The organism is Actinomyces sp. 432, from assembly GCF_009930875.1.
Classification (GTDB): domain Bacteria; phylum Actinomycetota; class Actinomycetes; order Actinomycetales; family Actinomycetaceae; genus Actinomyces.
Genome location: NZ_CP025249.1, coordinates 2,195,925 through 2,210,337 on the forward strand (window position 1 = coordinate 2,195,925; position 14,413 = coordinate 2,210,337).

Annotated in this window: 9 protein-coding genes and 1 pseudogene; 6 read left to right on the plus strand and 4 right to left on the minus strand. The window is 70.9% G+C overall.

What is annotated here, in order from left to right; genetic code table 11:
* Positions 1–11 precede the first annotated feature (11 nt).
* Positions 12–2,903 (minus strand): preprotein translocase subunit SecA, encoded by a 2,892-nt coding sequence (gene secA, locus CWT12_RS09165; protein WP_161924558.1) that lies wholly within the window; start codon positions 2,901–2,903, stop codon positions 12–14.
* A gap of 373 nt (positions 2,904–3,276) precedes the next feature.
* Between secA and CWT12_RS09170 the strand changes: the two genes are divergently transcribed.
* Positions 3,277–4,149, plus strand: coding sequence for a ComF family protein (locus CWT12_RS09170; RefSeq protein WP_161924559.1), 873 nt, complete (start codon positions 3,277–3,279; stop codon positions 4,147–4,149).
* Between the two features lie 290 nt (positions 4,150–4,439).
* Positions 4,440–5,090 (plus strand): ribosome hibernation-promoting factor, HPF/YfiA family, encoded by a 651-nt coding sequence (hpf, locus tag CWT12_RS09175; protein ID WP_161924560.1) that lies wholly within the window; start codon positions 4,440–4,442, stop codon positions 5,088–5,090.
* A 129-nt stretch (positions 5,091–5,219) separates the two neighbouring features.
* On the opposite strand, the gene CWT12_RS09180 is transcribed toward hpf, so the two are convergent.
* The 3 genes from CWT12_RS09180 to mtrA all read right to left on the minus strand — a co-directional run bounded on the left by CWT12_RS09180 (position 5,220) and on the right by mtrA (position 9,689).
* A complete protein-coding gene (locus CWT12_RS09180) occupies positions 5,220–7,058 on the minus strand; it encodes an LpqB family beta-propeller domain-containing protein (protein WP_237564115.1) in 1,839 nt (612 codons plus the stop codon).
* Positions 7,055–8,941, minus strand: coding sequence for an MtrAB system histidine kinase MtrB (gene mtrB, locus CWT12_RS09185; protein ID WP_272927750.1), 1,887 nt, complete (start codon positions 8,939–8,941; stop codon positions 7,055–7,057). Before mtrB ends, CWT12_RS09180 begins: the two co-directional genes overlap by 4 nt.
* 64 nt (positions 8,942–9,005) lie before the next feature.
* Complete coding sequence (gene mtrA, locus CWT12_RS09190) at positions 9,006–9,689, minus strand: MtrAB system response regulator MtrA (RefSeq protein ID WP_161924562.1); 684 nt, start codon at positions 9,687–9,689, stop codon at positions 9,006–9,008.
* Between the two features lie 339 nt (positions 9,690–10,028).
* Between mtrA and CWT12_RS09195 the strand changes: the two genes are divergently transcribed.
* The 4 genes and pseudogenes from CWT12_RS09195 to CWT12_RS09205 all read left to right on the plus strand — a co-directional run bounded on the left by CWT12_RS09195 (position 10,029) and on the right by CWT12_RS09205 (position 14,402).
* Positions 10,029–11,276, plus strand: coding sequence for a glycerophosphodiester phosphodiesterase (locus tag CWT12_RS09195; RefSeq protein WP_161924563.1), 1,248 nt, complete (start codon positions 10,029–10,031; stop codon positions 11,274–11,276).
* Positions 11,277–11,301: 25 nt separating this feature from the next.
* Positions 11,302–12,009 carry a DUF4129 domain-containing protein gene (locus CWT12_RS09200; protein WP_237564116.1) on the plus strand — a complete coding sequence of 236 codons (708 nt, stop codon included), beginning with the start codon at positions 11,302–11,304 and terminating at the stop codon, positions 12,007–12,009.
* Positions 12,006–12,656, plus strand: a pseudogene (locus tag CWT12_RS14570) (DUF4350 domain-containing protein); the annotation flags it as partial. The gene CWT12_RS09200 and the pseudogene CWT12_RS14570, both read left to right, overlap by 4 nt.
* A gap of 816 nt (positions 12,657–13,472) precedes the next feature.
* Positions 13,473–14,402, plus strand: a complete 930-nt coding sequence (locus CWT12_RS09205; protein WP_203233850.1) for an AAA family ATPase — start codon at positions 13,473–13,475, stop codon at positions 14,400–14,402.
* Positions 14,403–14,413 lie beyond the last annotated feature (11 nt).

The following is a 14,413-nucleotide window of genomic DNA, read 5'->3' on the forward strand; positions in this document are numbered from 1 at the left end:
CCGGCACCCGGCTACTTGCGCCGCTTCCTGGCCGCCGCCCGCCGCTGCTTGCGGTTGCCTCCGCCCGCTGCGGAGCCGGCCGGCCGCGTAGCGCCGGCGGCAGCTGCACCGGCGGCCGCGGGCCGGGCCGCGTCCCGGCCTCGAGCCGCGGGCTCGGTGGCCGCAGTAGCGGTGCCGTCCTCCGAAGGCGCCGTGTAGGTCAGGCGCTGCTTCAAGGGCTCCTGACCGGCAGCCCCCATAACCGAGGCCACGGCGGCACTGCGCCCGCGGGCGGGCCGCTCAGTGGCGGACGGCGCAGCGGTACCCGCCGCCGCGGTAGCAGACTCGCCCTCCGCATCCTCCTGCGCGGCTGCGGCGCGGGCGGCCGCGGCATCGAAGCGGGCGGCGTTGGCGAACACCTGCTCGACGGTCTCCTCCCGGATCCCCTCCATCATGGCCTTGAACATGTGGGCACCCTCGTTGGCGTACTCCACCAGCGGGTCCCGCTGGGCCATGGCGCGCAGGCCGATGCCCTCCTTCAGGTAGTCCATCTCATACAGGTGCTCGCGCCAGCGCTTGTCCACAACGGCCAGCAGGACGCGCCGCTCCAGCGCTCGCATGGGCTCCTCCCCCAGCTGCGCGCGGGCGATGGGGTTGTCATTGAGACGCTGCTCGGCCTCCTCATAGGCAACGGCGGCGTCATCGCTGAGCTCGGCGGACAGGCGCTCGGTGGAAAGCAGGTCGCGACCGCCGACCTCCTCGATCAGGTCCTCCTGAGTGACGCTGACCGGGTAGACGTGGGCCAGGTCATTCCACAGGGCGTCCAGGTCCCACTCGTCGGGGCGTCCCTCCTGCGTGCGGGCGGCCACGATCGTGCCCACCGCCTGGGCGCGGAAGCCGGCCAGCTGCGGCTCCAGGTCCTCCCCGTCCAGGACGCGGCGCCGCTCGGAGTACACCTTCTCGCGCTGCTCGGTCATGACGTCGTCGTACTTCAGGACGTTCTTGCGGATCTCGTAGTTACGCGACTCGACCTGCCGCTGGGCGGAGGCGATCGCGCGAGTGACCATCTTCGACTCGATCGGCACGTCGTCGGGGTAGGCGCCGGAGCTCATGATGCGCTGCGCAGCCCCGGAGGCGAACATGCGCATCAGGTCATCCTCCATGGACAGGTAGAAGCGCGACTCACCCGGATCCCCCTGGCGGCCGGAGCGCCCGCGCAGCTGGTTATCGATACGGCGGGACTCGTGCCGCTCGGTGCCCAGCACGTACAGCCCGCCCAGCTCGACGACCTCGTCGTGCTCCGCGGCGCAGGACTCCTGCGCCGCCGCGAGCGCCTCGGGCCAGGCCTTCTCGTACTCCTCGGCGTTCTCCTCCGGATCCAGCCCCGCCTCCTTCAGGGCCGTCACCGCAATGTGCTCGGCGTTGCCGCCCAGCATGATGTCGGTGCCGCGTCCGGCCATGTTGGTGGCCACGGTGACGGCGCCCTTGCGGCCCGCCAGGGCGACGACGGCGGCCTCACGTGCATGCTGCTTGGCGTTGAGGACCTCGTGCGGGATGCCGCGCTTGTCCAGCAGCCGCGAGAGCTGCTCGGACTTCTCCACGCTGGTGGTGCCCACCAGCACGGGCTGGCCGGCCGCGTGCCGCTCGGCGATGTCATCGACGACCGCGGCCAGCTTCGCGGCCACGTTGGTGTATACCAGGTCCGGCTGGTCCTGGCGGATCATCGGCTTGTTTGTGGGAATTGGGACCACGCCGATCCCGTAGGTGCCGGAGAACTCGGCGGCCTCGGTCTCGGCGGTACCGGTCATGCCGGAGCGGGATCCCTCCGGGTACAGGCGGAAGTAGTTCTGCAGGGTGATGGTGGCCAGGGTCTGGTTCTCAGCCTTGATGTCCACCCGCTCCTTGGCCTCAATGGCCTGGTGCATGCCCTCGTTGTAGCGGCGCCCGGGCAGGACGCGGCCGGTGTGCTCGTCGACGATGAGGACCTCACCGTCGCGCACGATGTAGTCCTTGTCCAGGTGGAACAGCTCCTTGGCCTTGATGGCGTTGTTCAGGAAGCCGATCAGGGGCGTGTTCTCCGCCTCGTAGAGGTTGTCGATGCCCAGGTAGTCCTCCACCCGCTCGATGCCGGGGGCGAGCACGCCCACGGTGCGCTTCTTCTCATCGACCTCGTAGTCGCGGCCGGCGCGCAGGCGCTGGGCAAGCTTGGCGAACTCCTTGTACCACTTGTTCACGTCACCGGTGGCGGGGCCGGAGATGATCAGCGGCGTGCGGGCCTCGTCAATGAGGATCGAGTCCACCTCGTCGACGATCACGAAGGCGTGCCCGCGCTGGACCAGGTCCTCCGGACGCTGGGCCATGTTGTCGCGCAGGTAGTCGAAGCCGAACTCGTTGTTGGTGCCGTAGGTGATGTCGCACTGGTACTGCTTGCGCCGCTGGGCGGGATTCTGCGTGGCCAGCACGCAGCCGGTGGACAGGCCCAGGAAGCGGTGCACGCGCCCCATGAGGTCGGACTGGTACTCGGCCAGGTAGTCGTTGACGGTGACCACGTGGACGCCCTTACCGGTCAGCGCGCGCAGGTAGGAGGGCATGGTGGCCACTAGGGTCTTGCCCTCACCGGTCTTCATCTCCGCGATGTTGCCCTGGTGCAGGGCGGCGCCGCCCATGATCTGCACGTGGTAGGGGCGTTGGCCGAGCACCCGGTCGGCCGCCTCTACGACGGTGGCGAAGGCCTCGGGAAGGAGCTCGTCCAGGGTCTCCCCATCGGCGTAGCGCTGCTTGAACTCCGCGGTCTGCTCGCGCAGCTCCGCATCGGTGAAGTCCTTGTAGTCCTCGGCGAGGGCCTCCACCTGGGTGGCGAGGGCATCGAGCTTCTTGAGGGTCCGTCCCTCACCGATGCGCAGGATCCGGTCGACAATCGACACGCTGGTATCTCCCCTGGTAGCTGGTGGGAGCCCGCCGCGGCGCGGCCCCTTAGGCGGGCGGGCCCCGTGCCCGGGCGGACCGGGCGCGAACTCCGCCATGGTATGCCATCCCGCCGACGCCGCCGCGGACGGATCAGTGCTATCGCTCACCGCAGAGCCGCGATTGCGCTTCGCCGGCCCGCCACCTGCTGCCCGCTCCTTGCGGCCCTGTCCTTGCGGCCCTATGCCCTGGCAGCCCCGCCCCATCCGCCGCCTCCCGTCGCGTCCTGCGCCCCCGTCCACAGGCGCTCCCGGAGACAGCCCCCAGCAGTTCCCTGTGGAGGCCCCGGGGCAGTGGCGTGCGCGCGTGCAGCCGGCCCAGCACACTGGCCGCATGCCCCCGTCCCGCTCCGGCACGCTCACCGCCGCGCTGCGCCTCGTTCTACCCGTGACCTGTGCGGGCTGCGGCCGCTGGGACGTTGCCCTGTGCCAGGAGTGCGCCGCGCTGCTCGCCGCGCAGCCGCACCGGGTGGAGCACGTCGACGCGGCCGGCGACCTGCCGGTATGGGCGCTTGCCACCTACGCAGGCCCCATCCGCGCCCTGGTCCTGGGCTGGAAGAGCGGAGCGCGGGAGGACTTGGGGCGCCTAATGTCCCAGGTGGGGCAGGACGCGGGCGGATGGCTCGCAGCCCACCTGCCGGACCAGGTGGTGGCGGCCGCAGCCTCGAGCGGGCACCTGCTGGTGGTGCCGGCGCCGTCGGGACTGCGACGGCGCGCACGCGGGCTGCTGGTGGCGGCGGACCTGGCCGACGCCGTCGCGCGGGGCCTGGCAGCGGGCTGGCCTGCTGCCGGCACCCCGGGGCCGGCGCGAGCCGTGACGGTGGCCAGCACGGACGTGCTGCGACGTCGCCTCGGTTCCGGGGGCGTGCACCAGGCGGGCCGCTCGGCGGCCCAGCGGCGGGCGAACCGCTCCGAGCCGCCGCGGGTACTGGCACCGGTGCGAGGCGCGGGAGTAGTGCTGGTGGACGACGTGGTCACCACCGGGGCGACCCTGGGCGCCTGTGCGCGAGCGCTGCGGCAGGCCGGGGCGGTAGTCGGGGCCGCCCTGGTGGTGGCGGCGGCTCCCCCGCCGGCCCGCGGGCGCCCGATCACGGTCCCCGGCGGGCCGGTACCCAGCGAGTCGGCACCTGCCCGTCCCAGCCGGCCACGCACCCAGGTCGGCACCAGTGACGTACCGCCCCAGCCGGGCACCGCTGCGTACGCGTAGCCCGCGCCCCGGTCTGCTGGGACGCCCTCACGCACGGGCCACCAGGGCATCGGCGTCCCGGCTCCACCGCGAACGGTGCGCTGTACGTGGCGGCCCCGGAAATGGTGTAGCTTATGTGTCGTAACACACACGGCAGCGCGGCGCCGAGAGCAGATTCCGCGCCCGGTTGTACACCGGCAGCACACAAGGAGGTGGCCGACCACTCCGAAGCTCGTCGCAAGGTGCGGCGGGTGTTTCCCCCAGCCCGATCCCCTCACAAGGATCACTTGGACTTAGAAAGAGGTTCCACCATGGACATCAACGTCGTCGGCCGCAACGCGGAGATCAGCTCGCGCCTGCGGGACTACGTCGAGGAGAAGGCAGCCAAGGTCGAGCAGTTCGACCCGCGCGTGCAGAGAGTCGAGGTCGAGATCACCCATGAGCGCAACCCGCGCCAGGCGGACACGGCCGAGCGCGCTGAGATCACGGTGATCTCCAAGGGCCCGGTAATCCGGGCCGAGGCCAGCTCCTCGGACCGCTTCGCGGCCTTCGACATCGCCATGGGGAAGCTGACCGAGCGCCTGCGCCGGGCACGGGACCGGAAGAAGAACCACCGGCGCTACATCGTCGACCTCCCGGAGTCGGTACCGCCCGCGCCCGCCGAGGAGCCGCAGCTGCCGGACACCGATGACCTCCCCATCGAGGACTCCCCCACGGCTCCCACCGAGCCGGGCGTGGCCGTGGAGTCGCAGTTGGGCGACTCTCCTGTGGTGGTGCGGCAGAAGCTCCACGAGGCGGTACCGATGACGGTCGACGAGGCGCTGTACCAGATGGAGCTGGTCGGTCACCCCTTCTACCTGTTCATTGAGAAGTCCACGATGCAGCCCTGCGCGGTCTACCACCGGCACGGTTGGACCTACGGCGTGATCCGCCTGAACGCCCAGGTCTCCCCCGCCGACTGACCCCCGCGCACCCGGCCGGATCGGTCATTCACCCGCCCCGCATGCGCTGTGCCGCATGCGGGGCGCGCTGTATGCCGGTGCCTGCACCGGCCGGCATGGCCCCACCGCCGTCCCGCCCCTGCCTGCGCCTCAGGGCAATGGGTAGGCGATGTCCGTCACGTCGGTGGCGCTTACGCGCCAGGCTGTGCCGGTCTGCTGCCAGATGCGCCCCGCCGCGTCGGTGAGCTGCACCGCCCCGGTGGCGCGGTCGGCGGTGATGGCAACCGCTGCCGGGGAGGTGATCGTGGTGGCAAGTGGCCCGCCGACTGGAACCCGCAGGACTCCGGTCGGCGTCTGCCCCTCAGGGGCCGTGGGCAGGACCGCGATGCTCAGCGCGTCGTACCACACGACTGCGCCGGTGCGCGCCCCGGTCGCCGCAGGCAGCTCGAGCGGCTCGCCCAGGCCTGCCGGAGCGCCCTCGTCACGGGTAATGGCCGCCACGCTAACGCGCTCGTCGGCCGCGCCCGTGCCCGCGCTGTGACGCACCACGATGCGGCTGGACTCGGCTGAGACGTCAAAGGAAATCACCTTCCGACCGTCCAGCCAGGCGGCGGCCGGCCTAACCCTCCTACCACGGTCGTCAACCGCCAGGAGCTCGCCCTCGGCACCGGTCCAGACCCAGTGGTGGCGGTCGGCGACAGGCGGCAGCAGCCCGACGCCGCCGGGCCCGGCCGCAGCGCCCGGGTCGGGGTCCTCCCGCGCGCCGTCCTGCGCATCCTGCTCTGCGCCGGTCCCCGAGTCCTCCCCGGAATCGGCATCGCCCACCGACATAATGACGTCCGCCGCGCTCTGCCCCGGCGGCACGCGCAGCAGGCTCGAACGGCTCAGAACGTAGACAGTTCCATCCGCGCCCAGCGTGGGGTGGGAGGCCGTTCCTGCACCCAGGGTCTGGGCCGTAACCAAAGTGGTTCGCGTCGAGGTTGTCCCCTGCACCACCGCCCCCAGGCACATTCCGACGACCGCTCCCGGCGCCGCATCAACCGCGGGCAGCGGCGCCGCGCCACCGAGCTCCTCCCCGTCCGCGCGCACGACGACACCCCGTACCTGGGTGATGTCCGCCGCCCCGACCAGGGTTGCGCGTATCTGCGCCACCACAAGTGCTGCCTGTGAGCCCTCCAGCGCGTGGGGACCGCCCAGTCCGGTCAGGTCCACGTTCGCGACGCCCGCCTCGACGACTACACCGTCATCGCCTACCGCGGCCGCCTCGGGCACCGCCGTGGTCGCACCTGCGGCAAGCCAGTGCGAGGGCCCGCCCAGAAGCGCCTCAATCAGGCGGCGGGGAAACTCGTGCCGGGGCAGCCACCGCAGCTCGGGTACCAGGCGGGAGTGGTCCGGGGTCAGGAAGAACAACGGGGCCGATGCGAAGCCCGCGCTCAGGTCGCCATCGGACAGCAGCATGCCGGCGGGCAGCTCGGCGATACGCCACTGGCCCGAGGTGTTGGCGCTGAGCACATAGTGGCAGGCATGGTCGGGCTCGGACGCCGCGGTGAACGCTCCGCCCGCGTCGATAGTGCCGATCAGGTCCACCGTAACCGTGACCTCGTGCTCGACTACCGTGACGACGGGCATGGTGGAGCCCTCGTAGATCCCTACGCTGGCGCTCGGCTGCCAGGAGGCGGAGGCGGCATCGGTGAGGAAGGCCCGGGCGGTGGCGAAGTCATCGAACAGGCCGGCTACGCAGGCACGCAGGAACCCGGTGACGATCTCATCCGGCGTCGCGCCGTCCACCGGGCCGGCCGCGGTCTGAATGAGCTGCTCCTCGGTGATGCCCGGGAGATCTGACTCGGTGATCTCTCCGGACGTGGGCAGCGCCGTGCACGCGGCGAGCGCTCCCCCACCTAGGAGCATGGCGGCGAGCATGCTGCGCCGGGGCATCTGCCGAGTGAGCCCGGGCGCAGCGGAGGAGCCACTGGACTCGGCCCCAGTCACCGGCGCACCTCCCCCTGCTTCCTGCGGGCGTCCACGTCCTCCGGGGTGCGGGCGCTGGGGCCCTCCCCGGAGCCGTGCGCGCCGGCAGGTACGGGCGGCTCCGGCTCACCGCCCGACAGGGCCGCTGGGGCCGGGGCCTCAGGCTCCTCCTGCTCCACGTCGCGCTCGACGTCCGAGCGCCGAGACGCCGGAGACGGCGTCAACGCCGGGACCGCCGGCGGGACCTGGCCAGGCTCCACGGTACGGGCACCGACGCGGGAGACCGGCGGGGCGTCGTCGGGGACCACGTCCAGCGGTCCCGGCTTGGTGAAAGCACCGGGGGTGGCGTCGGGCCCGAGGCGGCGCGGGAGGGTGAGCAGGAAGGAGGCGCCGTCGGCCGGCCACCCCCAGGCCACGAGCGTGCCCCCGTGCAGGACGGCGTCCTCCAGGGAGATGGACAGGCCCAGCCCGGTGCCGCCCAGGGTGCGCTTGCGGGAGGGGTCGGCGCGGTAGAAGCGGTCAAAGACCTTCTTGACCACGTCCGGGCTCATGCCCACCCCGTGGTCGCGCACACGTACGGCGACGGCGTCGTCACTGGCGGCAACCGTGATATCGATGGGTGAGCCCTCCGCGTGCTCGAGCGCATTGACTATCAGGTTGCGCACGATGCGCTCCACCCGGGCCACATCCACCTCGGCGACGGCGGGAGCATCGGGCAAGTGCAGGCGGATCGGGGAGCCGGAGGCCTCTACGTGCACGGCAACCAGGTCGAGCACGCCACGTACGACGGCGCTGATATCCGCCTCCGCGGATCGCAGCTGGACCCGTCCGGAGTCGATGCGGGAGATCTCGAGCAGGTCGGACAGCATCTGCTCGAAGCGATCAATCTCCCGCATGAGGATCTCCAGGCTGCGTGCGGCGAAAGGATCCTTGATCTCGTCACGCGCCTGCCAGATCTGCTCGGCCGCCAGCCGAATGGAGGCCAGTGGAGTACGCAGTTCGTGGGACACGTCGGATACGAATAGCTTCTCCACCTTCGACAGGCTCTCCCAGGCCTGAATCTGCGCCTCCAGGGAATCGGCCATGTTATTGAAGGAGCGGGAAAGGGTAGCGATCTCGTTCTCCCCCGCCACTGGCAGCCGCTCCTGGAGGTGCCCGCCGGCCAGCCGCTGGGCGGCCAGGGAGGCGCGGCGCACGGGGATGAGTACACGGGAGGTCAGGGCCCACAGGCCCAGCAGCAGCAGCAGCAAGAAGCCTGCGCCGGCGATGATGATGGCGCGGGTAGCCAGGTCGATGACGTGCTGCTCTGGCGCCAGGGTGTAGACGAGGAACAAGTCGTACCCACCCGCCAGGGGCAGGTTGATCCGGGAGCCGACGACCAGCCCGGGGTCGGTGCCGCCGTGGCCGTCGGGGATGCCCACGGGCTGGGAGTACTGGGCGCCGGGTGCGCCTGCCTCCACCTGGGCCGCGAGCTCCTCGGTTATGAGCGCAGCCAGGTCGGCATCGGTGGCCAGGTCGTTGATTATGGTGTTGGAGGCCTCACCGGAGGCCCGGCGCAGTGCTACCCCCTTACCGCCCGCGCCCGCGAAGGAATCGTTGATGGCTGACAGCTGCGCCTGGGCGGTGGCGGTCAGGTCCTCAGCAGTTTCAACCGCGGCCGCGTCGAATACCGATTGGGTGGTCACCGCCCGCTGGCGGGCATCGGCCAGGATTGCGGCACGCCGCTCGGCGAAGACGTCGTTGCGGATGGTTATGGTGACGGCAACCAGCAGGACGGCGATGAGCACCACTCCGGTCACGGTCGCGAACAGCACCATGGAGGTGCCAAGGGACCGGCGTGCCGCCCGCAGTGGGGACGGCGCGCCTTGGCGCCCCGCGTTCCGGACCGGGCTCTGGGCGTCCACGATCAGTGAGCCGCGAGGCTAGGCCTGCGGTGCGGGCGGGGCCCAGAGGCCACCGCGCCCGCAGTCACTTGCCGTCGCCGGCGCGGTAGCCGACTCCGCGTACGGTGACCACGATGCTGGGGTGCTCCGGGTCCTTCTCGATCTTGGCGCGCAGGCGCTGCACGTGAACGTTGACCAGGCGGGTGTCTGCGGCGTGCTGGTATCCCCAGACCTGCTCCAGAAGCTCCTCGCGCGTGAACACCTTCCAGGGCGTGCGCGCAAGGGTCACCAGCAGGTCGAACTCAAGGGGAGTGAGGTTGATGACCGTCTCTCCGCGGTGCACCTGGTGGCCGGAGACATCGATGTCCAGGTCCCCGGCGCGTACGTGCTCGGCGCCATTGGCGTCGATATTGCGGCGCAGGCGGGTGCGCACGCGGGCGAGCAGCTCCTTGGACTTGAACGGCTTGGTGACGTAGTCATCCGCGCCGGCCTCCAACCCGGCGACCACATCCTGGGTGTCCGTACGCGCAGTGAGCATGATGATCGGCACATCGGACTCGGCGCGGATCAGCTTGCAGATTTCCACGCCGTCAATGCCGGGCAGCATCAGGTCCAGCAGGACCAAGTCCGGGTCTGTCTCCCGGAAGGCCTCCAGAGCCTTCGCGCCGTCGGCGCAGAAGGACGGAGTGTAGTCCTCCGCCTCGAGCATGATGCCGATCATCTCGGCCAGGGCAGTGTCATCGTCAACGACCAGAATGCGAGTGCGCATGGCGCCTATCTTGGCACGTAGTCCAGCCACAAACGCCACCGATATGGTGCACTATGACTTTCATCATAGCCCATTAAGTGGACACTAAGCAGCTGTCGGGCCGGGACTTCTGGCCCGGTACCCCTGTCTTATCGCCCCTGCGAGGCCCCCGGAGCCGGCGCCGGGCCCCGCGAGCGTCCACGAAAATCCGTCCCGCCGCGGGGCGTCGCCCGGGCGTGTCGGAGCGTGTACGCGCACCGTCGCGCCGGGCGGCCCGAGCCGCGAAGGCCGCGGCCCCGGCACCTGATCTCCTCCTCTGGGTGGAGAGCGCCGGTTTCCCCGCCGTGACACAGTATGCCCATGAGCACCGACAACACCGGGTGGCAGCCACCCACCGGAGGGACTCACGCGAGCCCATCCCCTGAACCCGGCCCGCAGCAGCAGCCGGAGTCGGCGTCCGCGCCCCGCTATGGCACCTACGCCCAGTCGGAGCAGCCCGCCTACGGCCAGCAGGCGCCCCAGGGTCAAGGCTCCTACGCGGGAGGTGCCCAGTATTCCCAATACGCCCAGCAGGCGGGCACCTACACGGCAGGTCCGGGCGGATTCTTCGTGGCGCCCAAGCCCGGCATCATCCCGTTGCGGCCGCTCACCATCACCGAGATCATCACCGGCGCCTTCGAATCGCTGCGGGCCAACCCCCGAGCCATGTTCCTGCCGGCCATAGTGGTCATGGGTGCCGCCGGCCTGATATCCGCGCTGTTCACATTCCTGGCATTCAGCACCCTGTCCAACCAGATCAGTATCATTGACTCCTACAACGAGTACGATTACGCCTCCGTCGGCTCCGACCAGGAAGTCTTTAACGCGCTCAGTTCATATCTCGGCGGCTCCACCGGCCTGTCACTAGTGAGCACGGCGATCAACTTCTTCGCCATCACCGTCCTGACGGGGCTGCTGACCGTGACCGTATCGCGCTCGGTGCTGGGCCGCATCGCCACGCCGGCCGAGGTGTGGGAGCGCGTCCGGCCGCGGCTGTGGGCACTGATCGGCCAGGCACTGCTGGTGGAACTGGTCACCGGACTGGCCGCATTCGTCGCCGCCCTCGGCGCCGTTGGGCTGTTAATCGGCTCTGTCTTCGCCCTAGACGACTCCGGCAGCTCCGCCAACCTGGGACTGATCATGCTGGTGTGCTTCCTGCTCGGCGTCGGCGGCCTGATCGCTGCGGCCTTCCTGGGCGTGCGCCTGTCCGTGGCGGGCGCCGCGCTGATCCTGGAGAACGTCAGCATCTGGGAGGGCATCCGCCGCTCCTGGCAGCTGACCCGGGGGTACTTCTGGCGCGTGCTGGGCGTCCAGCTGCTGGTCGGCCTGCTGGTTGGCACCGTCTCCGCGGTTCTCGGGGGCGCCATCGGCGCCCTCAGCGGCGCCGGAACCCTGCTCGTCGGGATCGGGGCGTCCACTGTGCTGATCATGGTGTCGGCCTTCATCGGCAGCCTCCTCGACGCGCTGATCCGGCCCTTCTCCTCCGCCGCAACCGCGCTGGTCTACATCGACCTGCGCATGCGTCAGGAGGGCCTGGACGTCGAGCTGCGCCGCTCCGCCGGAGTCTGACCGCGATCGGCGCCCGAGGTTCCGCATGATCCCGATGCCACCGGTGCCCGCAGCCGTCCACGTCCCCTACTCGGGGCGGGAGCTGTGTGGCCTGCCACCCCTGGATGTTCCGGCCACGCCCGACGCCGATACCGCGCGTCGCGCCGCTGAGAAGGAGCTGGCCAAGCCCGCCTATCACCACGCCGCCACCCTGTGGGAGCGCGCCTGGCGCTGGCTCGCGGAGCACCTGGACCCGCGCGGGGCCGTGCCCGGGGTGCCATCGTGGCTGTCCGTGCTGATCGTGGTGGTGCTGGTGCTCGCCCTGGTTGTCGCCCTGGGGGTCATGTTCACCCGTATCACCTGGGCACGGCGCGCCAGGCGCGCGCACGGCGTGCTGTTCGAGGACGACCGCGACGCCTCGGCCCTCACCCGTGCCGCCAACGCCGCTGCCGCCCAGGGAGACTGGGCAACCGCCGTGATCGAGCGCTTCCGGGCAGTAGTGCGTACACTCGATGAGCGCGGCGCACTGGAGGACTATCCGGGCATGACCGCGCACGAGGCGGCGGGGCTGGCAGCCCGTCCGCTGGGCGAGCTGGCAGCCGAGATGGATGAGGCCGCCCGGCTGTTCGACTCCGTGCGTTACGGCAGCGTCGTTTCCACCCCCTCCCAGGACGCGTGGATGCGCGAGTTCGCCGAGCGGGTCACGCGAGCGCCTCTTGCCCTGCCGACGCCGGCCAGGCAGGTGACACCATGAGCACCACCACGGCCCCGGATCGGGGCGAGGGCACCGCGCCTGCGCACACCGGCGATCAGGTAGTGGGGGCGCGCCTGGGCGAGCGGCTGAGCCGCTGGCGCCCCTTCATAGCCGCCGGGGCGCTCCTCGTACTCGTGGCCCTGGCCACCCTGTGGACCACGCCGCAGTCATCCAAGGTCCCCTACGCGATCAACAACTCCCGTGCCAACGGTACCCAGGCTCTGGCCGAGCTGCTGCGCAGCGAGGGGATCGATGTCAGTAGCGTCAGCTCCGCCGACGCCGCCGTCAGTGCTGCCGCGGACGGCGCCACCGTGGTGGTGCTCCACGCCGGGGAGATGAGCTACCTCGACCGCTTCCGACTGGCCCGGACCGGGCAGGACGTAGTGGTCCTGGGAACCCTCTACGAGAATCTTCAGGACCTGACCGACATGACCCCGGTCGGCGTCTCCGCGAGCGCCGACACCTCACTGCGGCCGGAGTGCGCCGACCCCGACGCCGTGGCTGCGGCCTCGCTGGCCGGCTCGACCGGCTCGGTCCTCCTGGATGACGTCAGCGGCGCTGTGGGCTGCTTCCCGGTTAGGGAGGACGCCTATGCCTATGCCACCGCGCCGCTGGAGGGCGGAGGCACACTGCGGGTGATCGCCGACCCGCGCATTGTCACTAATGAGAACCTGACCACGGCCGGGAACGCGGCGCTGGCGATTCGCGCGCTTGGCCACAACGACCGGCTGGTCTGGTTCGATGCCTCCCGAGCGTCGTCCATTTCAACCCTGTGGGACAGGCCTTCGCTGCCACCGTGGCTGCCGGTGCTGCTGTTCCTGGGCTGCGGCGTCGTCATCGCGCTGGCCTTCACGCGGGGGCGCCGCTTCGGAAGACTTGTGCCTGAGGACCTGCCGGTGGTGGTGCGCGCCACCGAGACCGCCATTGGCCGCGGCCGCCTGTACCGCCGGGCCGGCGACCGTGAGCGCGCCGCTCAGGCGCTGCGGTCGGGAACCGCTCTCCGGCTCGGCCGCAGCCTCGGAATGCCGCCGTCCGCGTCCCGCGGCGAACTCGTCGCGGCGGCTGCGCGGGCCACCGGCTGGCCCCAGAAGCAATCGACCATGCCCTGTACGGGCCCACCCCCGCGAATGACCACGTCCTGGCGGATCTGGCCGTTCGCTTGGAACTACTCGAGAGCGAGGTCCACCCGCGATGACCACTCCCCTTCCCCACACAATGACCCGACGCGCCAGTTCGACGAGAGCGACGTTCCCACCACGGCCCTGCCCACCACGGGCGTCCGCGGATACGGCACCGTGGCGGACCCCACCACTGCGCGACCCGGGACAGCACAGCCCGGCACAGGGCAGCCCGCGAGCGCGGGAGCGTCCGCCTCGCCAGGTGCCGCAGCCGGCCCCGTCCGCGCCTCGGCCAGTGCCGAGCCGCACGCAACTACGCCCCCGGGCAACGACCCCCGGGCCCGGCTGCGGGCGGTACGCGCCGAGGTCGCCAAGGCGGTTGTCGGCCAGGATCCGGCCGTCACCGGGCTGGTGATCGCCATGCTCGCCGGTGGCCACGTGCTCTTAGAGGGTGTGCCCGGGGTGGCCAAGACCCTGCTGGTGCGCTCCCTGGCCGCCTCCCTTGACATTGGTACCAAGCGCCTGCAGTTCACGCCCGATCTGATGCCCGGCGACGTGACCGGTTCGCTGATCTATGACGCCCGCACCGCCGAGTTCTCCTTCCGGGAGGGCCCGGTGTTCACCAACCTGCTGCTCGCCGACGAGATCAACCGCACCCCGCCCAAAACCCAGGCCGCCCTGCTGGAGGCGATGGAGGAGCACCAGGTGTCGGTCGACGGCTCCCCGCGCGCGCTGCCCGATCCATTCATGGTGGTGGCGACCCAGAACCCGGTGGAGTACGAGGGCACGTACCCGCTGCCGGAGGCGCAGCTGGACCGTTTCCTGCTCAAGCTCATCCTGCCCCTGCCGGAGCGCGGTGAGGAGCTTGAGGTGCTGTCCCGCCACTCCACCGGATTCAATCCCCGGGACCTGCCGGCGGCGGGCCTGCAGGCCGTGGCCTCTCCCGCGGACCTGGCAACCGCTAGGGAGCAGGTGCGCACCGTCAGCGCCTCACCGGAGGTGCTCGCCTATATCGTGGACCTGGTACGGGCCACCCGCACCTCGCCGTCGGTCGCCCTGGGCGTGTCTCCCCGCGGGGCGACGGCGCTCCTGGCCACCGCCAAGGCCTGGGCCTGGTTGTCGGGACGCGGCTTCGTCACCCCCGACGACGTCAAGGCGCTCGCTCTGCCGACGCTGCGCCACCGCATCCAGCTGCGGGCCGAGGCCGAGCTGGAGGGCGTGTCCACCGAGTCAGTGGTCAACGGTGCCCTGCGTGCGGTGCCGGTGCCGCGGTAGCCGATCGCGCT

What these genes read in the sequence shown, in the direction of transcription:
- CWT12_RS09170 (WP_161924559.1), top strand. Translation starts at nt 3,277, where the DNA reads ATGCCCCCGTCCCGCTCCGGCACGCTCACCGCCGCGCTGCGCCTCGTT.
- hpf (WP_161924560.1), top strand. Translation starts at nt 4,440, where the DNA reads ATGGACATCAACGTCGTCGGCCGCAACGCGGAGATCAGCTCGCGCCTG.
- mtrA (WP_161924562.1), bottom strand. Translation starts at nt 9,689, where the DNA reads ATGCGCACTCGCATTCTGGTCGTTGACGATGACACTGCCCTGGCCGAG.
- CWT12_RS09195 (WP_161924563.1), top strand. Translation starts at nt 10,029, where the DNA reads ATGAGCACCGACAACACCGGGTGGCAGCCACCCACCGGAGGGACTCAC.
- CWT12_RS09200 (WP_237564116.1), top strand. Translation starts at nt 11,302, where the DNA reads ATGATCCCGATGCCACCGGTGCCCGCAGCCGTCCACGTCCCCTACTCG.